The organism is Moraxella catarrhalis (genome assembly GCF_001632285.1).
GTDB classification, from domain to species: domain Bacteria; phylum Pseudomonadota; class Gammaproteobacteria; order Pseudomonadales; family Moraxellaceae; genus Moraxella; species Moraxella catarrhalis.
This window is the reverse complement of record NZ_LWAH01000017.1, coordinates 1-26,294: the sequence shown is the minus strand read 5'-3', so window position 1 is coordinate 26,294 and position 26,294 is coordinate 1. Positions and strand designations below refer to the sequence as shown.

At 41.3% G+C, this 26,294-nt stretch carries 24 protein-coding genes; 17 read left to right on the top strand and 7 right to left on the bottom strand.

Annotation, left to right across the window (positions count from 1 at the left end; all coding sequences use genetic code 11):
• Positions 1 to 48: 48 nt before the first annotated feature.
• The 10 genes from smc (at position 49) to A4U55_RS08515 (ending at position 12,823) form a co-directional block, all read left to right on the top strand.
• Complete coding sequence (gene smc / locus A4U55_RS08560) at positions 49 to 3,657, top strand: chromosome segregation protein SMC (RefSeq protein ID WP_063454263.1); 3,609 nt, start codon at positions 49 to 51, stop codon at positions 3,655 to 3,657.
• 233 nt (positions 3,658 to 3,890) lie between these two features.
• A complete protein-coding gene (gene rpsB / locus A4U55_RS08555) occupies positions 3,891 to 4,706 on the top strand; it encodes a 30S ribosomal protein S2 (protein WP_003656460.1) in 816 nt (271 codons plus the stop codon).
• A 77-nt stretch (positions 4,707 to 4,783) separates the two neighbouring features.
• On the top strand, positions 4,784 to 5,662 hold the full coding sequence (gene tsf / locus A4U55_RS08550; protein ID WP_003656458.1) for a translation elongation factor Ts: 879 nt from the start codon (positions 4,784 to 4,786) through the stop codon (positions 5,660 to 5,662).
• Between the two features lie 143 nt (positions 5,663 to 5,805).
• Positions 5,806 to 6,453, top strand: a complete 648-nt coding sequence (gene pyrE / locus A4U55_RS08545; protein ID WP_003665971.1) for an orotate phosphoribosyltransferase — start codon at positions 5,806 to 5,808, stop codon at positions 6,451 to 6,453.
• Between the two features lie 94 nt (positions 6,454 to 6,547).
• A complete protein-coding gene (gene gshB, locus A4U55_RS08540) occupies positions 6,548 to 7,519 on the top strand; it encodes a glutathione synthase (RefSeq protein WP_003673553.1) in 972 nt (323 codons plus the stop codon).
• 105 nt (positions 7,520 to 7,624) lie between these two features.
• The gene (murG, locus tag A4U55_RS08535; RefSeq protein WP_004463261.1) at positions 7,625 to 8,728 is read left to right on the top strand and encodes an undecaprenyldiphospho-muramoylpentapeptide beta-N-acetylglucosaminyltransferase; all 1,104 of its coding nucleotides are present in this window, start codon (positions 7,625 to 7,627) and stop codon (positions 8,726 to 8,728) included.
• Positions 8,729 to 9,028: 300 nt separating this feature from the next.
• Positions 9,029 to 9,553, top strand: coding sequence for a GNAT family N-acetyltransferase (locus A4U55_RS08530; RefSeq protein ID WP_003656450.1), 525 nt, complete (start codon positions 9,029 to 9,031; stop codon positions 9,551 to 9,553).
• A gap of 164 nt (positions 9,554 to 9,717) precedes the next feature.
• Positions 9,718 to 11,178 carry a UDP-N-acetylmuramate--L-alanine ligase gene (gene murC, locus A4U55_RS08525; RefSeq protein WP_003656448.1) on the top strand — a complete coding sequence of 487 codons (1,461 nt, stop codon included), beginning with the start codon at positions 9,718 to 9,720 and terminating at the stop codon, positions 11,176 to 11,178.
• A 45-nt stretch (positions 11,179 to 11,223) separates the two neighbouring features.
• Positions 11,224 to 12,147 (top strand): D-alanine--D-alanine ligase, encoded by a 924-nt coding sequence (locus tag A4U55_RS08520; RefSeq protein WP_003656446.1) that lies wholly within the window; start codon positions 11,224 to 11,226, stop codon positions 12,145 to 12,147.
• A complete protein-coding gene (locus tag A4U55_RS08515) occupies positions 12,110 to 12,823 on the top strand; it encodes a M48 family metallopeptidase (protein ID WP_063454262.1) in 714 nt (237 codons plus the stop codon). Before A4U55_RS08520 ends, A4U55_RS08515 begins: the two co-directional genes overlap by 38 nt.
• Positions 12,824 to 12,836: 13 nt before the next feature.
• Here A4U55_RS08515 and A4U55_RS08510 read toward each other — a convergent pair whose 3' ends face one another.
• Positions 12,837 to 13,739 carry a hydrogen peroxide-inducible genes activator gene (locus A4U55_RS08510; protein ID WP_003656443.1) on the bottom strand — a complete coding sequence of 301 codons (903 nt, stop codon included), beginning with the start codon at positions 13,737 to 13,739 and terminating at the stop codon, positions 12,837 to 12,839.
• 220 nt (positions 13,740 to 13,959) lie between these two features.
• Here A4U55_RS08510 and ahpC point away from each other — a divergent pair, with 220 nt between their 5' ends.
• Positions 13,960 to 14,526 carry an alkyl hydroperoxide reductase subunit C gene (gene ahpC, locus A4U55_RS08505; protein WP_003656441.1) on the top strand — a complete coding sequence of 189 codons (567 nt, stop codon included), beginning with the start codon at positions 13,960 to 13,962 and terminating at the stop codon, positions 14,524 to 14,526.
• A 200-nt stretch (positions 14,527 to 14,726) separates the two neighbouring features.
• Here the strand turns inward: ahpC and A4U55_RS08495 are convergent, their stop codons facing one another.
• A complete protein-coding gene (locus tag A4U55_RS08495; protein WP_003656436.1) occupies positions 14,727 to 14,960 on the bottom strand; it encodes a YdcH family protein in 234 nt (77 codons plus the stop codon).
• A 339-nt stretch (positions 14,961 to 15,299) separates the two neighbouring features.
• Here A4U55_RS08495 and ahpF point away from each other — a divergent pair, with 339 nt between their 5' ends.
• Together ahpF and iscX are read left to right on the top strand one after the other, a co-directional pair.
• Positions 15,300 to 16,856 (top strand): alkyl hydroperoxide reductase subunit F, encoded by a 1,557-nt coding sequence (gene ahpF / locus A4U55_RS08490; protein ID WP_063454261.1) that lies wholly within the window; start codon positions 15,300 to 15,302, stop codon positions 16,854 to 16,856.
• A gap of 386 nt (positions 16,857 to 17,242) precedes the next feature.
• Positions 17,243 to 17,440, top strand: a complete 198-nt coding sequence (iscX, locus tag A4U55_RS08485) for a Fe-S cluster assembly protein IscX (RefSeq protein ID WP_003656432.1) — start codon at positions 17,243 to 17,245, stop codon at positions 17,438 to 17,440.
• A gap of 58 nt (positions 17,441 to 17,498) precedes the next feature.
• Here iscX and A4U55_RS08480 read toward each other — a convergent pair whose 3' ends face one another.
• The gene (locus A4U55_RS08480) at positions 17,499 to 18,518 is read right to left on the bottom strand and encodes an ABC transporter ATP-binding protein (RefSeq protein ID WP_003660923.1); all 1,020 of its coding nucleotides are present in this window, start codon (positions 18,516 to 18,518) and stop codon (positions 17,499 to 17,501) included.
• A 31-nt stretch (positions 18,519 to 18,549) separates the two neighbouring features.
• A complete protein-coding gene (locus tag A4U55_RS08475) occupies positions 18,550 to 20,157 on the bottom strand; it encodes an ABC transporter permease (RefSeq protein ID WP_063454260.1) in 1,608 nt (535 codons plus the stop codon).
• Between the two features lie 236 nt (positions 20,158 to 20,393).
• On the opposite strand from A4U55_RS08475, the gene A4U55_RS08470 reads away from it, so the two are divergent.
• Positions 20,394 to 21,389 carry a Fe(3+) ABC transporter substrate-binding protein gene (locus A4U55_RS08470; RefSeq protein ID WP_004463270.1) on the top strand — a complete coding sequence of 332 codons (996 nt, stop codon included), beginning with the start codon at positions 20,394 to 20,396 and terminating at the stop codon, positions 21,387 to 21,389.
• Between the two features lie 94 nt (positions 21,390 to 21,483).
• Here A4U55_RS08470 and dapE read toward each other — a convergent pair whose 3' ends face one another.
• Positions 21,484 to 22,668, bottom strand: coding sequence for a succinyl-diaminopimelate desuccinylase (gene dapE, locus A4U55_RS08465; RefSeq protein WP_049148529.1), 1,185 nt, complete (start codon positions 22,666 to 22,668; stop codon positions 21,484 to 21,486).
• Positions 22,669 to 22,765: 97 nt separating this feature from the next.
• Between dapE and A4U55_RS09020 the strand changes: the two genes are divergently transcribed.
• On the top strand, positions 22,766 to 22,915 hold the full coding sequence (locus A4U55_RS09020) for a hypothetical protein (RefSeq protein ID WP_003658797.1): 150 nt from the start codon (positions 22,766 to 22,768) through the stop codon (positions 22,913 to 22,915).
• 419 nt (positions 22,916 to 23,334) lie between these two features.
• On the opposite strand, the gene A4U55_RS09225 is transcribed toward A4U55_RS09020, so the two are convergent.
• A complete protein-coding gene (locus A4U55_RS09225) occupies positions 23,335 to 23,589 on the bottom strand; it encodes a hypothetical protein (protein WP_227497456.1) in 255 nt (84 codons plus the stop codon).
• Between the two features lie 54 nt (positions 23,590 to 23,643).
• Positions 23,644 to 24,345: a 2OG-Fe(II) oxygenase gene (locus tag A4U55_RS08455; protein WP_003658799.1), complete on the bottom strand. Its 702-nt coding sequence runs from the start codon at positions 24,343 to 24,345 to the stop codon at positions 23,644 to 23,646.
• A gap of 58 nt (positions 24,346 to 24,403) precedes the next feature.
• Between A4U55_RS08455 and A4U55_RS08450 the strand changes: the two genes are divergently transcribed.
• Both A4U55_RS08450 and pssA read left to right on the top strand, forming a co-directional pair.
• Complete coding sequence (locus A4U55_RS08450; protein WP_003656408.1) at positions 24,404 to 25,291, top strand: 23S rRNA (adenine(2030)-N(6))-methyltransferase RlmJ; 888 nt, start codon at positions 24,404 to 24,406, stop codon at positions 25,289 to 25,291.
• Positions 25,292 to 25,350: 59 nt separating this feature from the next.
• Positions 25,351 to 26,160, top strand: a complete 810-nt coding sequence (gene pssA, locus A4U55_RS08445; RefSeq protein ID WP_003656403.1) for a CDP-diacylglycerol--serine O-phosphatidyltransferase — start codon at positions 25,351 to 25,353, stop codon at positions 26,158 to 26,160.
• The last annotated feature ends 134 nt before the right edge of the window (positions 26,161 to 26,294 follow it).

The window sequence follows — 26,294 nt, the reverse complement described above, 5'->3', positions numbered from 1 at the left end:
AAAATTTGCTAAAATACGACTCTTTTTTATCATCTGTCTTGGTTTTTCATGCGCCTAAAATCTTTAAAACTGGCTGGGTTTAAATCCTTTGCCAATCCTACGACATTTACTTTTCGACACGATATTACTGCGATTGTTGGACCAAATGGTTGTGGCAAATCCAATGTCATCGATGCAATTCGTTGGGTGCTTGGTGAGACCTCTGCCAAACAGCTGCGTGGCGGGGCGATGAGCGATGTTATTTTTGCAGGTGTTGAAGGGCGAGCTGCGAAGAGTTTGGCAAGTGTTGAGCTGATTTTTGAACATACGCAAGACGAAACCCACGGCATTCGCCATGAATTAAATCTATATCAAGAGCTGTCACTACGCCGTCAAGTCACTAAAGAAGGTAAATCGGATTATTTTATCAATGGTCAGCGAGTGCGTCGCCGTGATGTGGTGGATGTATTTTTGGGAACTGGGCTTGGTGCACGTAGCTATGCGGTGATTGAGCAGGGTATGATTGGGCGGATTGTTGAGTCAAGCCCCATGCAGCTTCGAGAATTTATTGAAGAAGGTGCGGGCGTATCTCGCTATCAGGCACGCCGTGCTGAGACCGAAAAAAAACTTGGCGAAACCCAAGATAATCTTAAAAGGCTTTCAGATTTACAAGGTGAGCTAAAAAAACAGCACAAAACGCTCATTCGTCAAGCACAGTCTGCCAAACAGTACCAAGCCTTAAATGATGAATTAAAAACGCTTCAAAAAGAAGAGTTAATCAGACGCTTATTTGAAGCGTGGCATCATCACGAACAAAAAAAGATTGAGCAGGGTAAATCAGGTGAGGTGCTTGCCAAGCTAGACGCTAAAGCCAATCAAGTACGCCGTGAGCTTGACCTACTGTCTGCGCGTGTTGCCGAGGCTCAGTGGCTAAAAGATGACGCCAAAGACAACTATCACAATGCACAGATGGCAGAGCAGACCGCACAGCATAATTTTTATACAGTCAATAGCCAAATTACCCAAAATGATGAAAAAATTGCTCGCCTACAGGCTCAGCATCAAGAAGCTTTGACCAAGATAAATCAGGCACAAGACGAGCTTTTACAAATTAACCAATCGCTAGATGTCATTACGCCTAAAGCAGAAGCGATGACGCATGAGATTACCCATGCCAAGCAAGCTCAAAGTGAGGTGCAGTTGACTTGGCAGTCGCACCGAGATGAGCTAAGTAGCCTAATGCAAGAAAAAAATAATCTTGAAAATCTCAAGAAATTGGCACAATCTCAGCGTCAGCGTTTGGAGATTGGATTAAATAAATGGCAAGTTCGTTATGATGAGCTTATCACTGCCAAAAATCTATTTAGCGATACTATTGAAGTGCAAAATCAGCTGTCTGCTGATACCTTAAAAGCTGTGGCACTCAGACAAAAGCTTGAACATCTTAATGATGATGAGATGCTAAAATCACTTGTAGACGAGCTGACTCAAGCAGTGCAAACATCCCAAATCCATGTACAAAGCCAAGAAAAACGCCATGCCAGTTTGATGGGTGAATATGAAATTTTGCACAAACTGGTACACACTAAAATACCGTCTAATAAAATTACGACGCCGCCTGATGCTGATACATCAATAGCCTTAAATGCACTGCCAAGTCTAAAAGAAAGTTTGGTACTAACAGAAATGGGTTTGGACTATGCAGATGTTTTGGATCAGTTTTTGGGATTTTGGTTGAATGCCCGTCTAAGCGATGAACTGCCAACGGCTGTTTTAGGTCATGTGATGGATGATAATGATTATATGATCTTAAAATCAGGCAAAACAAGAAACACAACCTATACCGATGAGATGTTGTCTCAACTACCAACATCAATACAACAGCAACTGGTGCGTTTTGATCGACTGTTTAGCATGCCTACGCTTGAGTTATTTGGTCGCTGTTATTTATATGTGGGCGATGAGCCGCTCACAGACTTGGACACAACCATACCATTTGGTATGATAATTATGACAAAAGCTGGTTGGCTGGTGGGCAGTTTTGGTATGTTACACCTTTCAAAACTTGGTGATACCAGCAGTCAGTTTTTAAGTGATCGGAAAAAACACCTTGAGCGACTAGAGGTGCTAGAAGATGAACTAAACACACTTGAAGATTCGCTTGAAAAAGACCAAAAGCAGCTCAAGCAAGTACTGACAAGGCTTCAAAGCAGTAAAATTGAGCTTGAAGAAATCACTGCCCAAAAAAATGTGGTCACCCAGCAGCTGCACCAGTTAGAACAAGGCTTGACCATACTAACCACCAAACTTGATTCTGAAAAAGCACGCCGTGAGAGTATTGACAGTCAGCTCAAGCGACTGGATGATGAAAATAGCAGTATTAAAAATGAGCTACAAGAGCTTAATATGCAGATTGAGACCTGTGATTTTGGCTTAAGGGAGCTTGAGCCAAAAGTTGAGCAAGCAAATCAAGCCATGGCGGTGCAGACGGTGCGTATCGACGAAGCTGTTGCTAAGCTTAAAACCCAAAATGATACATATCAGGCTTTACAAATCAAACTTGGCACACTGACGCAAGCAAAAACCCATGCCGAGCGTTTGCTTGAGATGGCAAAACATAGTGCATCACAAACTCAAGCGGACATTGAGACAACCAAAAGCACGCAGCAGGAACTCAGTCAAAAGCTACCAGTGCTTGAAGAGGCGTTTAAAGCTGCCAAAGCGGTAAGTCATGAGCTTAAGATTGCTAGTGATGAATATGAGTTGGCAGCCAAAGCACAGCAAATTGCCCAAAGTCAATTGCAAGAAACGCTGACTGAGGCACATACCAAATTTGCCACCGCTCAAGCAACTTTGGCACAGATCAGTGCAGATACAGCGGTTGGTGAAAGCCGTGTTCAAGACATTGGCGGTGAGCTTATGCGTCTGGATGAATCGTTTAATTTAGCGTCTAAACTGGCAGATTTTCGGACAAATCCTAATCAAAATTTCACCGATAATTCAGCAAGGCAAAATCAAATCAAAAGTAAAATTGCTGAGCTTGGTGCGGTGAATTTGGCAGCTGCAGCTGAGCTTGCCGAGCTTGAGGCGCGTGTTTCGCCCATGGATGAGCAAATCAATGACATCACCCAAAGCATGAAAAAGCTTCAAGATGCCATTCGTGCGATTGACGAAAAAACTAAAACACTGTTTTTGACAGCACTTGAGGCGGTAAATAAAGAGCTAAATGCACTATTTTCAAAGGTTTTTGGTGGTGGTCAAGCAAGCTTAACTTTGATGGCAGATGATGACTTGCCCAAATCGGACAAATGGCGAGCAGGGCTTGTGCTGATGGCTCAACCAAAGGGTAAGAAAAACTCAAGACTTGCTGTGCTTTCAGGTGGCGAAAAAACCTTGACAGCATTGAGTTTGATTTTTGCTATTTTTAAGCAGCACCCTGCGCCTTTTTGTGTACTTGATGAGGTTGATGCACCGCTTGATGATGCCAATGTCGCCAGATTTACAGGGTTGATTAGAGAATTGGCTGATGATGTTCAGTTTATTTTTATTAGTCATAATAAGCTTGCCATGCAAATCGCTGATGAGTTAAAAGGCATTACCATGCCAACCGCTGGTATCTCAAGTTTGGTGACAGTTGATTTACAAGAAGCCCAAAAATATTTAGAAGTCAATGACTGAATAAAAACTGTCCATTATCTAACATTTACTTGGACTTTTTGATAAGAATTTGCTATAATAATACGTCCATTTTTTAAATGGGCGTATTTTTTAAACTTACACTACACACACGAAATTATTTGAAATATTGGGGTGTCTGTTGGTTTGAATAATTCGTCATCGTGACGGATGCGTGCTAATGGATTCGGTATTTTGGTTTCGTGGAGGCGTAACCCAAACTTTTAGGATTTTTTATGTCAGATAAAAACCCAACTCAAATCTCAATGCGTGACTTGTTAGAAGCAGGTGCTCACTTCGGTCACCAAACTCGTTTTTGGAATCCAAAAATGAGCCAGTACATCTTTGGTGCTCGTAATCGCATTCATATTATTAACCTTGAGCATACCGTTAAGCAATTTAACGAAGCACTAACTTTCGTGAATAAACAAGCAGCGGCTCGCAACAAGATTTTATTTGTTGGTACTAAGCGTGCAGCGGGTGCGGTAATCCGTGAACAAGCACAGCGTGCAGGCATGCCTTATGTTGACCATCGTTGGTTGGGCGGTATGCTAACAAACTGGAAAACACTTCGCCAGTCAATCACTCGTCTAAAAGAGCTAGAAAAGCAAGCTGAAGATGGTACATTTGCAAAATTGACTAAGCGTGAAGCACTTGAGCGTACCCGCCAAATGGAAAAGCTAGAGCGTGCTTTGGGTGGTATCAAAGAGATGGGCGGTTTGCCTGATGCGTTGTTTGTTGTTGATGTTGACCACGAAGCCATCGCCATCAAAGAAGCCAAAAACCTTGGTATTCCTGTGATTGGTATTGTAGATACCAACTCAAACCCAGACAATGTTGACTATGTCATTGCCGCCAATGACGATGCAATTCGTGCCATTAGCTTATATGTAACAGCGATGGCTGATGCGATCATTGCAGGTAAAGAGTACGCTAAAACCCAAGGTCATGCTGATGCAGCTGATGCTGATAAGCAAGCCAACCGTGAAAATGCAACCGCACCTGTTGAAGATAAAGTTGACCAAGCTGGTCAAGTGGTTAACAACTACTAATTTATTAAGCTTGGTTTGGCGTGGTCATACCAAGCTTATCCTAAATTTTTGTTCAATTAAAACTTAAGGTAATTGACATGACTCAAGTTTCTGCAAAGCTAGTAAAAGAGCTGCGTGACCGTACTGGTCTTGGCATGATGGAGTGCAAAAAAGCACTTGAAGAAGCAGGCGGTGATATCGAACTTGCGATTGATAATCTGCGTAAATCAGGTCAAGCAAAAGCTGCCAAAAAAGCAGGTAATATCGCTGCTGATGGTGCGATTATCATTGCCCAAGGTGAAGGTAAAGCGTTGCTACTAGAAGTAAACTGCCAAACTGATTTCGTTGCTAAAGATGAAAACTTCACTGCATTTGCCAATAAAGTTGCCAAGCTTGCACTTGAAAACAACACCACAGATGTGGCAGCGATTGCCCAGCTACCATACGGTGATGGCTCAACAGTTGAAGAAGCGCGTGTGGCATTGGTTCAAAAAATCGGTGAGAATATTCAAGTTCGCCGTGCTGAAGTGATTGAAGGTGCTAACCTTGCCGCTTATCGCCACGGTCTGCGTATTGGTGTTGTTGTCTCAATTGAAGGCGGTTCTGAAGAAGTGGGTAAAGCGGTTGCCATGCAAGTGGCAGCATTCAATCCGTTGGCTGTGAATGAAGCTGATGTACCAGTAGATATCCTAGCCCGTGAAAAAGACATTATCGAAGCTAAAGCCAAAGAATCTGGCAAGCCAGAGGCAGTGATTGAGAAGATGATCACTGGTGGTCTACAAAAGTATCTCAATGAAGTGACTTTGGTTAACCAACCTTATGTCATGGATAACGATAAAAAAGTTGGTGATGTTCTAAAATCAGAAAATGCCACTGTGGTTAGCTTCAAGCGCCTAGAAGTTGGTGAAGGCATTGAGAAAAAGCAAGAGGACTTCGCTGCTGAAGTTGCTGCTGCTCAAGCCGCTGCCAAAGCTTAATTTTAAGCTTTTTGACAAAAACCCAATATGCTTGCCTATTGGGTTTTTATTTTGCCCGAAATGATCCTTCGTTTAATTGTAAAAATCGATCATACAGAGTAAAATAGTTTAATGTATGAATTTTATCAGATTAAGGAATTTTTATGTCATTTCATCCTGAGCGGTTTATTGAGGTTGCCTTAAAAAACCATGTGTTGTGTTTTGGTGAGTTTACCCTAAAGTCAGGGCGTAAAAGTCCTTATTTCTTTAATGCAGGTTTGCTATCAACAGGTGAATTATTGAGCGTGCTTGCAGAAGGTTATGCAGATACACTTGCCAAACACGCCAATCAAGATGATCTGGTCATCTTTGGTGCCGCTTATAAGGGCATTCCTTTTGTGGCAGCGACCGCTCAAGTGTTGTGGCGTGAGCATCAGATTAATGCTGAGTGGGGTTATAATCGCAAAGAAGCTAAAAATCATGGTGAAGGCGGTATGCTGGTTGGTGCTGATTTAAACGGTAAATCTGTTTGGGTGGTCGACGATGTCATGACCGCAGGTACCGCCATGCGTGAAGTTATTACTTTGCTGGGTAAAGCTGGGGCAAGCGTTGCAGGTATTATTGTTGCTCTTGATCGTAAAGAAAAAGGTCAAAGTGATCGATCAGCCATTCAAGAGCTTGCTGAGAGCCTGCAAGTGCCAGTGCTTGCTTTGGTGACGATGGATGATATTATTGATTATGTTGCCAAACATGGATCTCAAGATGAGCTGGCTCAGATGCAGGCTTATCGTGCAGAATATGGCATCAACTAAAGGCTGATACTATAAAATACTTTAGTCATATTTAATATATTACTTTAATAATTATATTTAATAAGTTAAATAATTAAGATATTGGGATAATGAGATGAAAAAGCTTCGATTTTTGATCGTCATGGACGATATTACTACAGTAAGTTATAAAAAAGATACCACGCTTGCGATGATGTGGGCGGCTGATGAGCGTGGGCATGAGCTGTATTATTGTCAAATTCATGATCTTTGGCTTAGTCAGGGTACATTGAATGTGGATGCTCAGCCATTACAAGTTTTTAAAAATCCTGAAAATTTTTATGAGCTTGGTGAGATGGCAACTTATTGCGCGACGGATTTTGATGTGATTTTGATGCGTAAAGATCCACCATTTGATATGAAATTTTTGTATGCCTTGCATTTGCTGGATTATGCCAAGCAGGCGGGCGTTTGGGTGATCAATGATCCTTTGGCTGTCAAAGATTGTAATGAAAAGCTGTTTGCCACACAGTTTAGTGAACTGATGTCGCCGACCATCGTCACCAACAAGCAGATGCATATTCAAGCCTTCATCACTGAGCATCAAGATGTCATCGTCAAACCCTTAGATGGTATGGGAGGTATGGGTATTTTTCGCTTGACAGCAGACAGCCCTAATATCGGCGCCACCCTTGAGATGCTGACACAGATGGGTGAGTTACCCATCATGGCACAAAAATACATTCCTGCGATTGTAGAAGGAGATAAGCGGGTGCTGATTGTGGGTGGTAAACCTGTTGATTATTGTCTGGCACGAATTCCTTCCCAAGGCGAAACACGGGGGAACTTAGCGGCAGGTGGTAGGGGTGTGGCAATGCCACTGACGGAGCGTGAACGCCAATTGGCTAATGCAGTGGCGCCAACTTTATTGGAAAAAGGCTTGTATTTTGTCGGACTCGATGTCATTGGCGGGTATATTACCGAGATTAATGTTACTAGTCCAACCTGCGTGCGTGAGATTGATGACCAATGTGGTACAAGTATTGCGGTGGATTTTATTAAATTTATTGAAAACAATATTGACAGCCATCCAAAGACAGATATTTAGTATGGATTTGCTTGACAAAATGTCGCAAAAAACTACTTGAGTTCATGTAAAAAGTCATCCAAAATAACTACCTTTATTACTGTAAATGTTTGGTTGGATAAGTTTATGTCAAAAAAAATCAATGTACTCATGATGGCAGCAGGCACAGGGGGGCATGTGTTTCCTGCCTTGGCGGTGGCAGATGAAATGGTGGCTCGTGGGGCTGTCATTCATTGGCTTGGCACGCCAAAGGGCATGGAAAATGAGCTTGTTGCCAAACACGGTCATACCATGCACCACATTGACATGCAAGGGCTTCGTGGTAAGGGGCTGGTGCGTGCCATTAAGTTGCCTTTTATGCTGTTCAAAGCGGTCATGGCAAGTAAAAATATCATCAAAAACAATAACATAGATGTGGTTATCGGCTTTGGCGGTTATGTAACCGCACCGGGTGGCTTAGCAGCTAAGCTGTGCAAAATTCCACTCATCATTCATGAACAAAACGCCATTGCAGGCATGAGTAATAAAAATTTGGCGCGTCATGCTGATAAAGTATTACAAGCCTTTGATGGGGCGTTTGACAGCGATGGCAAAAAGGTGCTAACCGTAGGTAATCCAGTACGCCAGTCCATCGCCAATATTGCACCGCCAAAAGAGCGTTATTTGAATGATGATTCACCGCTTAAAGTGCTGGTGGTGGGCGGTTCGCTTGGGGCAAAAGCCATCAATGAAGCGGTGGTTGAACTGTTAAAGCTGTCGGATAAGCCCCTAACCGTGCGACATCAATGCGGTAAAGATAACCACAACACCATGTTGGTCGCCTATTCACAAGCACAGATTGACACAAGCCGTCATGTCTTTGAGGTTATGCCATTTATTGATGACATGGCACAGGCATACAGTTGGGCAGATGTGGTTATTTGCCGTGCTGGGGCATTGACCGTAACCGAGATAGCCAGCGTAGGTGTTGCAGCGATTTTTGTGCCGCTACCACACGCTGTGGACGACCATCAAACCGCCAATGCCAAGAGCTTAACTGACAAAGGGGCAGGGATTTTGTTGCCTCAACATGAGCTGTCGGGTGAGACATTGGCACAGATTTTAACTGGTCTTGACCGCCAAAAATGCTTAGACATGGCAAAAAAAGCACAAGAGAGTGCCAAACATCATGTCGCAAAGACAGTGGCAGAGCTGGTTTTGGCGTATGGTGATGATAAAGGCAGTCAGTAAGATGATATTAATAAAGCTAAAATATATTATTATCACAAATTGATGAAAATGAGTGAATTAAAAAATTGACCCAGTTAATCATATGTAAAACCATAAACATTAAAATATTTCTTGAAATGGCGGCGGTATAGAGCATATTAAATGATATTTTTTAGGTGACTAAAAAATCATACCACATTGGGTAGATAAAATAATATGGTAAGTTCAAATGATTTGATTGCCACTGCCTTTGCCGAAGTACTTGCCAGCCATAAAAGTATGTAATTTGGCTAATTGGATTTTAAAATTTGGGTATTTAAAATGTTTCAATATAAAATCAATGACGCATTAAGCCTAACCTTAGTACATTCATCATTTGCCAGTCAAATGAATGATATTGTTAATGCCCAAAAAGACGATTTGGGTAAATGGCTACCGTGGGCGAATGATTTTAGTGAAAATAGTTATCGTGAATTTGTCAAATTTGCCCTACATCAATATGCCGATGACAAAGCCATTCATACCCATATTATTTATGATGATAAAATTATCGGAGCGGTGAGTTTAAATAACATTTATCATCAGCTTAAAAAGGCAGAAATTGGCTACTGGTTACACCAAGACCATCGGGGGCGTGGTGTCATGACCTGTGCGGTGCGTGCAATCATGGACATTGCCAAAAACATCTATGGCATGAATGTGGTGGAGATTAAGGCGGGTGAGCATAATATTCCAAGCCAACAAGTTGCTAAGCGATTGGGATTTGAATTTTGTGGTATCATTGCCAATCATGAAAACATCAATGGTGAAATTATTAATCATGCGGTTTATATGTATCGGTTTTAATTTAAAAAATTGATGGGGTAAATTCTTTGCCTTGATTTGTAAAATTAAAATTGATTGATGTGATTGCCATTGTTTAAAAAATATCATGGCATATTTATCCACAAAACCAGTTTAATATTCAACATTTAATATTTAAAATATAACACCCAAACAGAGAAACAGTCATGCCAAATTCAACCAAAGTCAAAACGCTCCCAAAACGCCTAATAGAAATCCCAGAGATGCGACGCATTCAAAACATTCATTTTGTTGGCATTGGTGGGGCTGGCATGTGTGGCATTGCCGAAGTGCTTGCCAATCAAGGCTATGTGGTTACTGGCTCAGACATTAAGGCAAATGCGATGACCGAGCGTCTGGAAAACTTAGGTGTAACGGTACATGTTGGTCATGATGCCAGCAACATCAAAATGGCCGATGTGGTGGTGGTGTCATCTGCCATTGACCGACAAAACCCTGAGATTAGGGCCGCCTTAAAAGCACACATTCCTGTGGTACGCCGTGCCGACATGTTGGGTGAGCTGATGCGATACCGTCATGGCATTGCGGTGGCAGGGGCTCATGGCAAGACCACAACCACAAGTTTATTAACCATGATGCTCACCGAAGCGGGGCTTGACCCAACTTATGTGATTGGCGGTAAATTAAACGCCTCAGGCAAAAATGCCGCCTTGGGTGCCAGCCGTTATTTGGTGGCAGAAGCTGATGAATCTGATGCGTCTTTTTTATCTTTGCGACCCATGGCGTGTGTTGTTACCAACATTGATGAAGACCACATGGAGACCTATGAAGGCAGCTTTGATAAACTAAAACAAGCCTATGTGCAGTTTTTGCACAACATGCCTTTTTATGGGCTGGCGGTGTTGTGTGGCGATGACAAAGAGCTGTATGCCATGATTGATGACATTGCAAGACCTGTCATCACATATGGCCTTGAAAAACACAACGATGTGCAGGCGGTAGATGTGATTGCAGACGGCACAAAAACCCATTTCACCGTACTAAGAAAAGACAAAAAACCCTTACCCATCACCTTAAATATCCCTGGCATTCACAATGTCTATAATGCCCTTGGGGCAATTACCATGGCAACCGATGAAGGCGTGAGTGATAAAGCCATTTGCCAAGCGGTAGAAAAATTTGCAGGCGTGGGCAGACGCTTTGAAAACAATGGCAGCTATCCCCTAACAGATGGCAGCGGTGATGTGGTATTGATTGATGATTATGGGCATCACCCCACCGAAATCGCCATGACCATCAAAGCGGCACGCCAAAGTTATCCAGACCGCCGTTTGGTGATGATGTTTCAACCACACCGTTACAGTCGCACAAGGGATTGTTTTAGCGAGTTTGTCAATGTGTTATCGCAGGTGGATAAGCTGATTTTGCTTGATGTGTACAGTGCTGGCGAGGAGCTGATTAAGGGGGCAACAAGCAATGATTTGGCGCGTTCATTGCGTGAGCGTGGGCAGGTTGAACCGATTGTGTTAAATGTCAATGACAAAGAACAAATCACCCAAGTGCTTAAAATCACCCTAAACGCCAATGATTTGCTGATGACCCAAGGGGCGGGCAATGTGGGACAACTGTGTCAAGAATTGGTCAAAAATGGGTTGTTTTTGGGGTGATTTTAAAAGGGCTTAAAAACTTAAAAATTAAAAAAAGGCAAAAACATGAGCAAACTTAATACAAAAGATGGGCAAAACTTTGGCAAAGTGGCGGTTATCTGTGGCGGAACAAGCACAGAGCGTGAAGTGTCGCTAAATAGTGGCATGGCAGTGCTAAATGCCTTATTATCAAAAGGGGTGGACGCCCATCATTTTGACCCTGCTGATACCGACATATCTCATTTGCGTGCCTATGACCGTGTGTTTAATGTGTTGCATGGCACTTTTGGTGAAGATGGCAGCTTGCAAGGCGTGCTTGATGGCTTTAATCTGCCTTATACAGGGTGTGGTGTTTTGGCATCTGCCATCGCCATGGATAAATTTCGCTGTCGTTTGCTGTGGCAGTCGCTCGGGCTACCAAATGTGCCTTATGTGGTTTTGCATGATGACAGCGATTTTTCTGCCGTAGAGCGTGAATTTGGTTTACCGCTATTTGTCAAACCTGCTGCCGAAGGGTCTAGCGTGGGTGTGTTTATGGTTGAGCAAGCAGGTGATTTGGCAAAAATTTATCCCAAATTAAAGCAATACCATGGCGAGATTTTGGCAGAAAAAGCGATGATGGGCGGCGAATATGCCATACCACTGCTTGGTGAGCAAGTTTTGCCCAGCATCCGTATTATCCCTAAGGGTAAATTTTATGATTATGAAGCCAAATATTTGCGTGATGACACCATTTATCAATGCCCATCTGATTTGACGCCAGAGCAAGAGAGGCAAATGGGTGAATTGGCATTAAAAGCGTTTCGTGCGATTGGGGGGCGTGGTTGGTCTCGTGTGGATTTTTTAAAGGGGCATGATGGCAAGCTATATGTCCTAGAAATCAACACCGTCCCTGGCATGACCGACCACAGTCTTGTGCCGATGGCTGCCAAAGAAGCAGGGATTGGGTTTGATGAGCTGTGCTTACAAATTCTACGCCAAACGCTATGATGTAGTTGTTTATCCATCAAGCAATACTCCAAAAACTGTGGCTGAGCTGATTGCATATTTTGCCAGCCATGGTATTACTTTGTGTATTCAAAGAAAATCTGTCAAGCATCTTAATTTTCGACTGACTCAATCAACACTGAAGGTGAGTGTACCTAGCGATATTGATGAGCAAGTGTTAGTAGATGGTATTTATGCCAAAATACCGTGGGCAATACGCTCTTATCACGCATTAATGATAGAAAAACCGTACTATGATACGCTTTGGGGTGAGAGATTGGATGTGGCAAATTGGCTAAACATTCATCAAGCCAATTTGCCCTGCCGTACCTTGGAGTACCTAAAAAAATTACCAAAACAGGCATTAATTACTTGGATTTATCGGTATAAAATCAAGCAACAGTTGCCAAGTTTATTATCCCAATGGCAACCAAAAGTGGGTAAAAAAGCCGCCGCCATCCGCCTAAGACAGATGTCCAGTCGTTGGGGGAGCTGCAATACTTTGTCTGCAAAAATCACTTTAAATACCCATCTTGCGTCTTATCCTTTGGGGTGTTTGGCGTATGTGCTTGTTCATGAACTGTGTCATCTGTATCATGCCAATCACAGTGCCAATTTTTGGAAAAGCGTTGAAAATGCCATGCCAGATTATAAATATTGGCATGACTTATTAAAATAATCAAAACGATGAATTATGCTTCATTTTCTGAGGATGCAAGTGCTTGACCAAAAATCTCACTGAGTAGACGCACATCATTGACACGCGCATAATTGAGACGAGTAATAAAAGCCAATCGGCGATGAGGTCCAGGTTCCGCCAAAGGTATGGCATGAACGGTTTTTTCACCGATTTGTTCTAGTGCCATCTTGGGTACTAAAGTTGTTCCCATGCCTGCCAAACTCATTTGAATCAATGTATTTAAGCTGGCATCAGAAAAACTAGACTGAATCTCACTTTTACTGAGCGCACAGACAGAAAGCACTTGATCAGTCAGGCAGTGACCTTCACCAAGCAGTAATAAATTTGTCTTAGATAAATCGTCGCTGTTGATTTTATCGGTGTGGATATGTTCATCATTTTCAGATAAGATTGCAAAAAAATCTTCCGCCCAAAACTCAAACGCATGCAGACCATCAAGCGGATAAGGTAGGGCAATGATTGCTGTATCAATATGACCGTAGCGAACTTGTTCAATTAATCGTTCAGTTTGTTTTTCGACCACAGACAGTTCAAAATGTGGGTGTAATCGCTTAAGTGTCGGCAATACTTTTGGCAGTAAGTACGGAGCAATGGTCGGAATGATACCAATGGTCATCGGATAGGCAAGGGGGATTTGGTGGCTGTGTGCTCGAGTCATTAAATCATTGATTTCGCTAGAGATTCTTTGGGCACGCTCTAAAATCTCTTCGCCGATGGGCGTGATGAGTACTTGCTTATTATTTCGCTCAAAAATCTGTGTATCAAGCTGTTTTTCAAGTTCAGCGATACCCAAACTTAAGGCTGACTGAGAAATGTTACATTCTTCAGCGGCACGCTTAAAATGACGGTGTTTGGCAACTGCAAGCGCAAATTCTAATTGGCGTAGTGTGATCATAACAGTCCTTAAAAATGTAATTTTATCATCACTTAATGATGGTTCTATTGTACCTAAGTTTGATAAAATAAAACAATATCTTTGGAAGTTTTAACTGTAGAAAACGGATGATTTTGTTGTATTATAATTAAGACATCAAAAAGCTTAGCACGATACAATCGTATTTTTGCTTATATTTATGGTGTATAATCAAATAAATCAACCAAAAAAGGTGAATATTATGGCAGCAATTATTAATCAAACCATTCCAGAATTTTCAACCCAAGCCTATGTGAATGGTGAGTTTAAAACCATCACTTCTGATGATGTTAAAGGCAGCTGGGCGATTTTCATGTTTTATCCACATGATTTTACTTTTGTTTGCCCAACAGAGCTAGAGGATATGGCAGCACATTATGAAGAGCTAAAAGGCTTGGGCGTTGAAGTGTATGCAGTATCAACCGATACACATTTTGTACACAAAGCATGGCATGATGCGTCACCAGCCATTGGTAAAGTACAATACCCAATGCTTGGCGATGGCACTGGCAAAATCACTCGTGGCTTTAATGTGATGATTGAAGAAGACAATGCAGCACTACGAGGCACTTTCTTGGTAGATCCAGATGGTGTTATTAAAGTTGCTGAAATCCACGATTTGGGCATTGGCCGCTCTGCTAAAGACATGGTTCGTAAAGTAAAAGCAGCTCAGTATGTGCGTGATAATGACGGTGAGGTTTGCCCAGCTGCTTGGGAAGCAGGTCAAGAAACCTTGAAGCCAAGCTTGGATTTGGTTGGTAAAATCTAATCGCTGATCATCATATTAAGCCAACTGGTATTAAGCGATTTAGCATTAAGCCAGTTGGCTGATTTAAAGCGAAAAATAAACATCCTCAAAGTATGACGCCTTGGGGATGTTTGTTCATTTAGAATCTTAAAAGTTATCAATAAAAATCAGCCATTGACTGGCTGATTTTTGGCTTAAAACTTTGTGCTTGCTTGTCTTTATTATCCACGCTCAGCGGATACTTTATCTAAATAAGTTTTAAGCTGATCTTTTAGATGTAGCTTTTTGTGTTTCATCTCATCAATTTCTTGAGCACGGCTGGCTGAGGTGACGGGATCTTTTTCAAAATTATCAATTTGCGTATCTAGATTATTATGCTCATCAAATAGCTTCAAAAAGTGCTTATCGCCTTCGGCTTTGAGTTTGGTCATAAGTTCACGATATTCTGATAGCATGGTATTCTCCTTTTAGATGCGTGGGCTGATTTTAGTATCAATTGCCCAATTGTAATCTTGAGATTGTATGATAGATTATATTATCAAGAATACAGCCGATTATCAAGTCATTATCAAGCCTTAAATCATCAAGGTTTGGTAACGATTAAATGGAGTAATCACAGTATTTAATATTCTTAATTTTTTGGATATGCTGCAGTAAGCTATAATAGCCAAAGTATTAAGTGAGCAATTAAGCTTGGCTTGGTAGCGTGATTTTATATTTATTTTTTATCGTATCAATCGATGTCTTTATTTTATTTTTCATCCCTTTTTCATTGATATTCTCGGGAGTATATGATGTTAGACCAAAATTTATTAGATGCCGTTAAATCCTACAGTGCCAATATGACTCGTCCAATTCAATTGGTCATTGGTGCAGGCGAGCATGAAAAGCGTGCCGAATTGATTGATTTTTTAACTAAAATTGCTGGTACAACTGATAAAATCCAATTTGACGCTCAAGTGATCGATAATCGTTTATCACCGATGAGCTTTAAAATTACCACACAAAATCGTGATACAGGTATTGTATTTAGTGGTATTCCAGGCGGTCATGAATTTACTTCATTGATTTTGGCCATCTTGCAGGCAGGTGGGCATGCATTGAAGCTGGATGAAGATATCCAGCAGCTGGTTAAGCACATTCAAGAGCCACTAAAATTTCAAACTTTTGTTTCCTTATCTTGCCATAATTGCCCTGATGTGGTTCAAGCACTCAATCAGTTTGCGATTTTAAATGACCATATTGAAAATGAGATGATTGATGGTGGTGTATTTCCAGAATTGGTTGCTGAGAAAAAAATCCAAGGCGTACCATCGGTGTTTTTAAACGGTAAACCTTTTGCTAATGGTAAGGTTGATACTGCCAAACTGATTGAAAAACTTCAAGAGCAGTATCCAAATTTATTAGCATCAGCAAATGAAGTCCAGCTTGAAACACAAGATGTTACAGTCATCGGTGGCGGTCCAGCAGGCACAGCGGCAGCAATCTATACTGCTCGTAAAGGATTGCGTGTTGCAATCGTGGCAGATCGTATCGGTGGTCAGGTTAAAGATACGCAAGATATCGAAAACTTAATTTCTATTCCTTTGACCAATGGTAATACATTGGCTGCGAATTTGGCAACACACATAAAAGAGTACAATATTACCGTCAAAGAGCATGTCAGCGTAAGCAAGCTTGAGGAGGTTGATGGCGGCTATCAGGTGACTTTAAGCACGGGTGCCAGCTGGCTTTCTCGTACTGTGATTTTGGCAACTGGTGCCAAATGGCGTAAGCTTGGTGTTAAGGGTGAGGATGAAAATATTGGTAATGGAGTCGCCTATTGCCCACACTGCGATGGCCCATTTTTTAAAGGTAAAGATGTTGCGGTGATTGGCGGTGGTAACTCAGGTGTTGAGGCGGCGTTGGATTTGGCGGGGATTGTCAATCATGTGACTGTCTTGGAGTTTGGTGACTCATTGCGCGCCGATCAAGTGTTAATTGACAAAGCTGAAGCACGAGAGAATATCACAATTATAAAATCAGCAGCAACGACCGAAATCACTACTGATGGTAGTAAAGTGAATGCGTTGATTTATCAAGATAGAGTGAGTGGCAATAGCCAAACATTGCCATTATCTGCTGTTTTTGTCCAAATTGGCTTGGTGCCAAATTCAGAGATTGCCAAAGGCTTGGTAACAATGACGCCGCAAGGTGAGATTGAAATTGACGCCAAATGTCGCACAAGTAAGGTTGGTATTTTTGCTTGTGGTGATGTGACAACAGTGCCATATAAGCAGATTAATATTGCCATGGGTGAGGGTTCTAAAGCAGGATTAGCGGCTTTTGAGTATCTGATGATGAATGGCTGATTTTATAAATATTGAATAATAAAAATGTAATCATGCACTGATATATCGTGCATGATTTTTTATCCAATCATTTTAACTCAATTGATTAATGGCAGTGGTTTTTGATATAAACTAATTTATTAAAATTGTAAATTTTATCAATCCTTAGTGAATTCGTTAATTGGTTTCAAGGTAAGTATCACGGTAAACATACGCCATATGCACCAATCAATATCGGTACTTTTGTTTTATTGATGGAAGCTGTGGCGTGAAGGCTTGGTACTTAGGTATGATAGGATTAAAAATTGAATGATTGGCTGATCAAGGCGTGTATGATACAATAAACGATTGGGGCATGCTGGCTCTGAGTAACTATAAAATCATCTAAATGGGCTTGGGAGATTATGATGAAACTAACTTGGCAAGATACTTTAGATATCGCCATCGCCTTGAGCGAAAAATATCCAAATGAAGATGTGCAATACATTCGTTTCACCGATTTACATCAATATGTGTGTGAACTTGAAGATTTTGATGATAATCCTGATGGCTCTAATGAGCGAATTTTAGAAGCCATTCAGATGGCGTGGCTAGATGAGCTATAACAATAAACCCGAGTGTTTGCTTGGGTTTTTTATTGCACTTGATGAGTTATGGCTTGGTTTAAATACCAAACGCTCTATGTATCATCACGCCAATTTTATCACCGACATGGTGGGTGCGATGACTTGTTGCCATTGAGATTTGCATGAGCAGTATTTGTTCGTCATGAGTTTGTAGGGTATATAGCCAGTAACCGCCATGAAAATCTCTATCAATCACGGTAACAGCGATGGCATTAGGGTCTTGGCTTGGCTTGACATCATGGGGACGAATCAGGGCTTTTTGACTGCCCAAAGGTAAACCAACGGCAATACGCCCAAATGAGGCATCAAAATTTGACTCTGTTACCTTTGTGGCATCAATGAGTACCCCTTCACCGATAAATCTTGCCACCGACTCATTGACAGGCTGATGATACAATGCATCTGGCGTACCCCATTGTTGCAATCTGCCATGAGTGATTAACCCAACCACATCTGCCATTGCAAAGGCTTCTGCTTGGTCGTGGGTTACCAAAATGGCAGAAACATTTTGGGAGATAAGCAGGCGACGCACTTCTTTGGAGAGGTTGGTGCGAAGCTCAACATCCAAATTTGAAAATGGTTCATCAAGCAAAATCAAACTCGGGCGTGGGGCAAGTGCACGCACCAGTGCAACCCGTTGCTGTTGTCCCCCTGACAGCTCATGTGGATAGTAATTGGCATACTCACTCATCCCAATGAGTACCAGCATTTCAGCCACACGCTCGGATTTGGCAGTTTTATCCATGGCAGAGAGTCCAAAAGCAATATTATCCGCCACGGTCAAATGTGGAAATAAAGCATAATCTTGAAATACCATGCCAATTTGTCTTTTATGGGCGGGGAGATGGATATTTTTGGCATACAGTGGCTTGTCTTGAATATAAATCTCACCACTATCTGGCGTCTCAAAACCAGCAATACACCGCAGTAGTGTCGTTTTACCACAGCCAGAGGCACCCAGCAGGCAGGCGATTTGACCTGATTTGAGATGAAGGCTGATGTCAGTTAAGATGGGTTTGTGGTCAAAACTGATACAAAGATTGTCAATACGCAACATGGTTTTCTCAGAGTGTTAAATGGATGAGTGATTATTTTTGATTCATTTTAGAAAATAAGATGACAGGAATCAATCCAGTTAAAATGATAGCAAGTGCTGGAAAAGATGCCTTGTCATACAAGCCTTCACTGGTAAAGGCAAATATCCTAACCGCCAATGTATCCCAATTAAACGGACGCATCATGAGCGTGATGGGCATCTCTTTCATGGTGTCCACAAAGACCATCAACATGCTGACGCCAAGGGCGCTTTTGATGAGTGGCAAATAGACACGATACACCGTACCAAAAGGTGTTGCTCCCAGTGAAGCCGCTGCTTCTATGTGTGTGTTACGAATGCGTTTCATGCCAGCATCCACCGATTGGACACCCAAAGCCAAAAAGCGAATCAATAAAGCGATGAGCATGGCAAAGATGGTTCCCTTAAAAATTGCATCGCTGTCTGAAAATACAGCCATATTGGTAATGAGCCAATTATCAAGCCATGCAACAGGCACAAAGACACCAACAGCCAATACCGTACCTGGGATGGCATAGCCCAGTGTGGATATTTTGGTGGCAATCAAAGCATAGCGACTTTTATCCAAGCCAGATGCGATGGCGATAAATAATGCAACCACAGCAACCGCCACAGCACTCATTAGGCTGATGCTGACAGAGTGCCAAATTTGCATCAGTAATTCACCAAGCACAATTTGTTGCCAACTTGACATCGCCCATGCGGTCAGCTGAATGATTGGAATGACAAAAGACAAACATAAAATCAGCCCACAGTACAAAGTGGCGAACCATTTTTTATGACCAGTTAAGACAATATTTCGGTGATGACTGGCGCGCCCTGTGGTCTCAAAACGGCGACGACCACGGCTTAGCTGTTCAAGCAGCAAAAAAACAAACACAAGGCCAATTAATAAACTTGCCAACTGTTTGGCGGTATCAAGCGAATAAAACCCAAACCATGCTTGATAAATTGCCGTTGTAAAAGTGTCATAGCCAAAGACGCTGACCGCACCAAAGTCTGCCAATACTTCCATCAAGGCTAATATGCTGCCGCCAGCAATCCAAGGCCTTGCCATGGGCAATGCCAGCTTCAAAAATGACTGCACGGATGACAGCCCCAATGATGCCCCCGCTTCAAGAGCTCGGTTGCCCATGCTGCCAAAGGCATTTTTGGCCAACAAATAAACATAAGGATATAAAGTTAGGCTCATGACCATCGTTAAGCCAAAGCCATTTCTAATATCTGGCAGACCATTTTCAAAGCCCCACGCTTGCCTTAAATAAGTACTAATGGTACCTGTATAGTCAAAAATACCCAACTGCACAAAAGCAAGCACATAAGCGGGCATGGCAAGTGGCAACATCATCGCCCAACCAAAAAAGCGTCTCAACGGAAAATCGGTCATGGCAGTCAGCCAAGCGGTTGTTGTGCCAAGTACTGTTACCCCAATGCCCACCCCCAGTACCAGTAATGTGGTATTTTTAAGCAGCAGTGGCAACTCATAATCCAGCAAAAACTGCCAAATTTCAGTATCAAAACTGTTAAGTGCAAAGACAATGACGGATAATGGCACCAAAACCAACAAGGCACACAGACCAAGCCACAAGCGGGGCAAAATGGAAGATGAATTCATGGGCATTTATGATAAATCAAAGGGCGGTATCATATTTTACCAAAAAATGATAGATAATGATAATTCTTCTTGTTTCTATTTAGAAAGTATTATAGTATAATAGCATAAAATTTGACAGCTTTATTAACCAAACTGTCACATTGATGCACTTTTTTCTGTATAAATCACGGTGGTTTTAAGACAGATAAGTTGCAGTTACTGTTGTTTATTGTTTCATCACATTGCTCATAGAAGGATCGATTATGAAAAAACTAGTTATGGCTGCATTGGTGATGGCAACTGCCGCACCAGCGTTTGCCAATGAAATTGTCGTATATTCAGCGCGTGCTGATGAGCTATTAAAGCCCATCGCAGAAGCCTATCAACAAAAAACTGGCACAAAAGTGACCGTTGTCAGTGATAAAGCAGGCCCTTTGATGGAAAGACTAAAAGCTGAGGGCAAAAATACCCAAGCCGATGTGCTTATCACGGTTGATGGCGGTAATCTTTGGCAGGCAACACAAGCTGGTGTCTTACGCCCCATTAACTCTTCTGTATTAAAAAGCAACATTCCATCGCATTTGCGTGACCCAAAAAACCATTGGTTTGGATTATCAGTACGGGCTCGTACCATTTTTTATAACCCAAATAAGGTCAATCCAAGCGAACTTTCAACTTATGCCGATTTGGCAGACCCAAAATGGAAAGGCAGATTATGCTTGCGTACCTCTAATAATGTGTACAACCAGTCTTTGGTGGCAACGATGATTGCAAACCATGGACAAGCCGCCACCGACAGAGTGGTCAAAGGCTGGGTAGCAAATTTGGCAGCCGCACCATTTGCAAATGACACAGCACTGTTAGAAGCCATTGATGCAGGTCGCTGTGATGTGGGTATTGCCAATACTTATTATTATGGACGCTTGCTAAATTCTAAGCCTCAGGTTGCTAATAATGTTAAAGTATTTTTTGCCAACCAAGCAGGTAAAGGCACGCATGTCAATGTTTCAGGTGCAGGCGTGGTAAAACATTCAGACAACCCTGCCGAAGCCCAAAAATTTATCGAATGGCTATCTAGCAATGAAGCACAGCGTTTGTATGCTGACCGTAATTTTGAATATCCAGCCAATATACAGGTAACGCCAACGCCTGCTGTAGCTCGCTGGGGCAGATTTAAACAAGATTTCATCAATGTATCGGTAGCGGGTCAAAACCAACAAAAAGCCATCATGACAATGAAACGGGCAGGTTATAAATAATTAGATTAAATGAATAATTCTGCCAACATCTAAACATCAAAAAGCACTTTGGTCAAATCAAAGTGCTTTTTATTGAGCATCACTATTATTAAGATTATTCAATTAATCTTATCAAAATTTCTTCATAAATTTGAGTTAATTGTTCTAAGTCTTCAATATCAACAGATTCATCCACTTGGTGAATGGTGGTATTTAATACGCCCAATTCAACCACTTGTGCGTTCATTATGGGTGCAATAAATCGCCCATCTGAAGTGCCGCCTGAGGTTGATAGTTGGGCATTGGTGCCAGTGACTGTTTTGATGGCATCGATGCACGCTGAAACAAATTCTCCTTTTTCGGTCAAAAAAGGCACACCTGAAAGCGTCCACTCAATTTGATAGGTTGCATCGGTATGTCTAAAATGCTTATCAAAAATGGCGTGCGTTTTTGCCATCAAGTTTTCAGCAGTATTTTCCGTACAATAACGAAAATTAAACAAAATCTCACAAGTGCCACCAATAACATTGGTCGCACCCGTACCAGAGCGGATATTAGAAATCTGCAAGGAGGTTTTGGGGAAATATTCATTACCATCATCCCAATGCGTCTTGATGAGCTCATCAAGTGCAGGACAGGCTGCATGAATGGGATTGATTGCCAAATGGGGGTAGGCGATATGTCCTTGCCTGCCTGTGACAGTCAGTTTGGCATTTAAAGAGCCACGCCGACCATTTTTGATGACATCGCCCAACGACTGCGTACTTGATGGCTCACCGACCAAGCAAAAGTCTATCTTTTGTCCGCGCTCTTTTAAGGTTTGGGCGACTTTGATTGTACCATTAATGGCAGGACCTTCCTCATCAGCCGTGATAAGCATGGCGATACTACCAGTATGATTAGGATGGTTTTTTATAAAATTTTCAGCAGCAATCACAAAACTTGCAATCCCTGTTTTCATATCTGATGCACCTCGCCCATATAATTTGCCTTCATGGACGGTGGCAGAAAATGGTGGAAATTTCCAAGCTGATTCATCACCTATTGGTACCACATCGGTATGACCTGCAAAACACAAGACTGGTGCGTTTAGATCTCTTCCTTTTTTAATTGCCCATAAGTTTTTGATTTCGGCATGATCTCCAGAGTCATTTGGATCACCAAAATACATAAACTCACAGTCAAAACCCATCTTGGATAAATGCTTGGCGATGATATTTTGGCAATTTTTATCATCAGGGGTGACAGATGCCTGCTGGATAAGTTCAATGGATAGGGCAAGTTCTGGAGAGTTAGTCATAGCATTTCCTAAATGGTGATTTCTTCAGTTGGATTGTGTGCAGGTTGTTGATTGGCAACAAATACAGTCGACCTAGATCGATGATGTGATTATGGTCATGAAGTTTGTCAAGCCAGTGCATGGGTATGTTATCAATGCCATGATAAGCACCAGCGATTTTCCTGCAGATGGCGGTGATGGTATCTGTATCATCACGCTGCATCCAAGTGGCGATCGAAAAGCAGGCACAATGAGTGCTTTCACTTGATACAACAGATTGCTGTCAAAAATAACAGATTAATTTAATTTAGGCAATAGGGCGATAGGTGGGATAAAGGTCATGGAATTGACTTGTATTTATTAAAAAACGCTTTGCCCAATAACCATAAGTATCTATCCAAATCCTTTAGGGTACAATTTATCTTATAATAATGTTGAAATTCTATCAGTGTTCGCTTAAATTGACAGTAATCTTTTAAATCTTCATTTTTAAAAGAGTAAAATTTGTCTTTGTGGCGAAAGTGTCTTAGTACTTTATCTACATATGCATCGTAAATGGGGTGATTCATAGCATCATGATGGCTATAATATTTTGTGGCAAATGAATAAAAGTTTTTATTTTTACCATTAATGGTAACATTTTTTATGTCCATAACTAAATCTGCATCACCTTCTTTTAAGTACTTATCAATATCTAATGACTGAATTTTTTTTTGCAACTGGATAAATAGTAAAAATATTTGTGCTATAAAAATCATTAAGTACTGAAGATTTGATCAAGATTTCTGATATGTCGTTATTTAATGGCAACAACTCATGGAATAATTTATTTAGGGATTGTTCTTGCATGCGGTAATTTTCAAGTTTTTTATCATTTTTCCATTTTTTGCAGTAATGATTAAGTTGTTGTTGACACGGTGTCGGAATGGTGACTTTTTCCATGAAAAATCCAATAATTAAATATAAGATTGTATGATTTGATTGAAAAGTTTGGTTTTAAAGATGGCTATCCCGTCTCATCCATGTGGCAATCGAAAAGCGGTAGCGATGAGTGATATTGACTTGATGTTTAAGATTGCTGTCAAAGATTACCAAGCGGTTGGCTTTGGGCTGTAGTGTTTGTTGTTTACCCGTCTTGTCAATAACCAAAATCTCTCCGCCATCAGTTGTTTGCCAATCATCGTTCAGATAAAATACGGCAGAAATAACACGATCATCACGACCTTTGGGATTATCGACATGCCACTGATAGCCAAATCCGACAGGGTAGCATGCATAATGTGCTTCGCTACGGCGAATCCCTGCATACAAAGTTTGATTAAAATATTTAGCCAGTAACATGATGCTGCGTAAATAGTCCATACCAATGGGGCAGTCTTCATCAATCCAGCGAATACGATCACCACGAATACTTTGCTGTCTCTCACCGTGGGCTAGCGTTGCTACTTTATAGTCAATAAAACCACTTTCTTTTTGAAGTGATAAAACATCTTGTTGGTCAAATACCTCATCTAATACCAAAATACCCGTTTGCAAAAAAGTCTCCAACCGATTATCGATTAACCTTGACCAATCAACACAAAACCCTTTTTTGGGCATATTCAAAGTATTCACCATCATCACCTTTGTTATAACTTTATTAAAATTAAACGCTGCTATATACTCAGATTTACTTATCAAGCCTTTATAAATAGGCATAGCGAAATATAGCTATTTATGATACCATAAATAATTAACCATCTAATAATTTTCACTTATGAACTACAAACATGCCTATCATGCAGGTAACTTTGCTGATGTTGTCAAGCACATTTTATTGTTACAATTATTAAGCCAATTTAGTGCTAAAGCCAAGCCATTTTATGTGCTTGATGCCTATGGCGGTCGTGGCTTGTATTCATTGGCAAGCAGCGAAACCCAAAAAACCCAAGAAGCACAGCGAGGTGTTGTTGTGCTTGAGCAAGCCGTTAAGGCAGGCTTGGACGGACTGCCAAACGCTGTCAGCCGATATTTATCAGACTTAGCGTTTGCCCGCCAAAAATACGACCAATATGTCTATCCTGGTTCACCCTGGTGGATTGCCCATCATGGCGAATATCACTCTACAAATGCACCACTACGAGCAGAGGCATTTGAAACGGTGGCAGATGAGTATGATGCACTCAATTATCAGCTTTATCAGTTGCCAATCGGCATTCATCATCGAGATGCCTTTGAGGGCGTGCGTGCTGTTATACCACCCAAAGAAAAGCGTGGCATCATTTTATTAGATCCGCCATTTGAACAAGAACATAAAGACTTTAGCCGCTTGGTAGATTTATTGGTTAGCAGCCATAAAAAGTTTGCGACAGGGACTTTTGTTTTGTGGTATCCCATTAAAAATATTGAGGCAGTTGAATTATTTTATAAAAAAATGAAACGCACTGGTATCAAAAAACAACTGGTCTGCGAGTTAAATTTATATCCTAATGATGTCGCTGTTGGGCTAAATGGAACGGGTCTATTGGTCATCAATCCACCGTGGCAATTTGCCGATAATGCCCAAGAAGTCATTGAGTTTTTGGCACCCATTTTAAAGCCCAAAGATGCACCCCAAATGACTCTTGGTGAGATGGCAGTGGTTAAGTGGTTGGTTGCAGAATAATTTATCACAAAGTCAAGTTAAGATAGCTTTGGATGTCTAATAAATAAAAAAGGGCAATTATGTCAGAAATTCAAAAGCCTGAAACGCATACTGCATCAAACGAGCATGAGCATGATGGCATCACCTTTGAGGTGATTGAGCCTGAGCATTCAGGTGATAAACGCATTATGACTTCAGGAGTCTATTTGATTCCAAATTTAATTACCACTTTATCACTATTTTCAGGATTTTATTCCATTATTTTAAGCACCAGTGCAGATTATCAGCGTGCAGGGCTTGCAATTTTTGTTTCTGCTTTCTTGGACGGCATGGACGGTCGAGCAGCGCGTATGTTTAATGCCCAAAGCCCCTTTGGCGAACAATACGACTCATTGGCAGATTGCATTGCATTTGGTTTAGCACCAGCAATTTTAATCTACAGTTTTGCTTTGGCACCATTGGGTCGATTTGGCATGGCGTGTGCATTTGTTTATGCAGCTTGTGCAGCATTTCGTTTAGCAAGATTTAATGTCCAAATCGATGTTGTGGATAAAAAATATTTTATTGGACTGGCAAGCCCATTGGCAGCTTTATTAATTGCGTGTTCTGTCTTAGTTGCAGCTAAATATGCCAGTCTTATGACGGCAATACCCACCGCATTAACTTGGTTTTTTGCTCTTTGGACAATTGTCTGTGGGATTTTGATGGTCAGCAATATAAAGTATTATTCTTTTAAAGAATTTGATAAACAAAAAGTTCCATTTATTGTGCTGTTATTGGCTGTTTTGGTATTTGGTGTTGTGTTGTATGATATTCCAGTTGGCTTATTGGCGATAGGGATTGCTTATGTATTATCAGGTTTTGTGACCACATTAAATAAAAAATTTTAACAATACAAAAAAATTTTCAGAATTTTTAAAAAAGTGCTTGACGCCAATAAAATTTAGCGTATAATAGCTGTTGTTGATTGCAACGATGGTTTTTAATTAATCAAATTATCATGCAAAACAAACAAAAAAACCGC

Bases quoted from the DNA above. Each gene is read 5' to 3' on its own strand.
- smc (WP_063454263.1), top strand. From the start codon at position 49: ATGCGCCTAAAATCTTTAAAACTGGCTGGGTTTAAATCCTTTGCCAAT.
- rpsB (WP_003656460.1), top strand. From the start codon at position 3,891: ATGTCAGATAAAAACCCAACTCAAATCTCAATGCGTGACTTGTTAGAA.
- tsf (WP_003656458.1), top strand. From the start codon at position 4,784: ATGACTCAAGTTTCTGCAAAGCTAGTAAAAGAGCTGCGTGACCGTACT.
- pyrE (WP_003665971.1), top strand. From the start codon at position 5,806: ATGTCATTTCATCCTGAGCGGTTTATTGAGGTTGCCTTAAAAAACCAT.
- gshB (WP_003673553.1), top strand. From the start codon at position 6,548: ATGAAAAAGCTTCGATTTTTGATCGTCATGGACGATATTACTACAGTA.
- murG (WP_004463261.1), top strand. From the start codon at position 7,625: ATGTCAAAAAAAATCAATGTACTCATGATGGCAGCAGGCACAGGGGGG.
- A4U55_RS08530 (WP_003656450.1), top strand. From the start codon at position 9,029: ATGTTTCAATATAAAATCAATGACGCATTAAGCCTAACCTTAGTACAT.
- murC (WP_003656448.1), top strand. From the start codon at position 9,718: ATGCCAAATTCAACCAAAGTCAAAACGCTCCCAAAACGCCTAATAGAA.
- A4U55_RS08520 (WP_003656446.1), top strand. From the start codon at position 11,224: ATGAGCAAACTTAATACAAAAGATGGGCAAAACTTTGGCAAAGTGGCG.
- A4U55_RS08515 (WP_063454262.1), top strand. From the start codon at position 12,110: ATGAGCTGTGCTTACAAATTCTACGCCAAACGCTATGATGTAGTTGTT.
- A4U55_RS08510 (WP_003656443.1), bottom strand. From the start codon at position 13,739: ATGATCACACTACGCCAATTAGAATTTGCGCTTGCAGTTGCCAAACAC.
- ahpC (WP_003656441.1), top strand. From the start codon at position 13,960: ATGGCAGCAATTATTAATCAAACCATTCCAGAATTTTCAACCCAAGCC.
- A4U55_RS08495 (WP_003656436.1), bottom strand. From the start codon at position 14,960: ATGCTATCAGAATATCGTGAACTTATGACCAAACTCAAAGCCGAAGGC.
- ahpF (WP_063454261.1), top strand. From the start codon at position 15,300: ATGTTAGACCAAAATTTATTAGATGCCGTTAAATCCTACAGTGCCAAT.
- iscX (WP_003656432.1), top strand. From the start codon at position 17,243: ATGAAACTAACTTGGCAAGATACTTTAGATATCGCCATCGCCTTGAGC.
- A4U55_RS08480 (WP_003660923.1), bottom strand. From the start codon at position 18,518: ATGTTGCGTATTGACAATCTTTGTATCAGTTTTGACCACAAACCCATC.
- A4U55_RS08475 (WP_063454260.1), bottom strand. From the start codon at position 20,157: ATGCCCATGAATTCATCTTCCATTTTGCCCCGCTTGTGGCTTGGTCTG.
- A4U55_RS08470 (WP_004463270.1), top strand. From the start codon at position 20,394: ATGAAAAAACTAGTTATGGCTGCATTGGTGATGGCAACTGCCGCACCA.
- dapE (WP_049148529.1), bottom strand. From the start codon at position 22,668: ATGACTAACTCTCCAGAACTTGCCCTATCCATTGAACTTATCCAGCAG.
- A4U55_RS09020 (WP_003658797.1), top strand. From the start codon at position 22,766: ATGAAGTTTGTCAAGCCAGTGCATGGGTATGTTATCAATGCCATGATA.
- A4U55_RS09225 (WP_227497456.1), bottom strand. From the start codon at position 23,589: ATGGAAAAAGTCACCATTCCGACACCGTGTCAACAACAACTTAATCAT.
- A4U55_RS08455 (WP_003658799.1), bottom strand. From the start codon at position 24,345: ATGCCTATTTATAAAGGCTTGATAAGTAAATCTGAGTATATAGCAGCG.
- A4U55_RS08450 (WP_003656408.1), top strand. From the start codon at position 24,404: ATGAACTACAAACATGCCTATCATGCAGGTAACTTTGCTGATGTTGTC.
- pssA (WP_003656403.1), top strand. From the start codon at position 25,351: ATGTCAGAAATTCAAAAGCCTGAAACGCATACTGCATCAAACGAGCAT.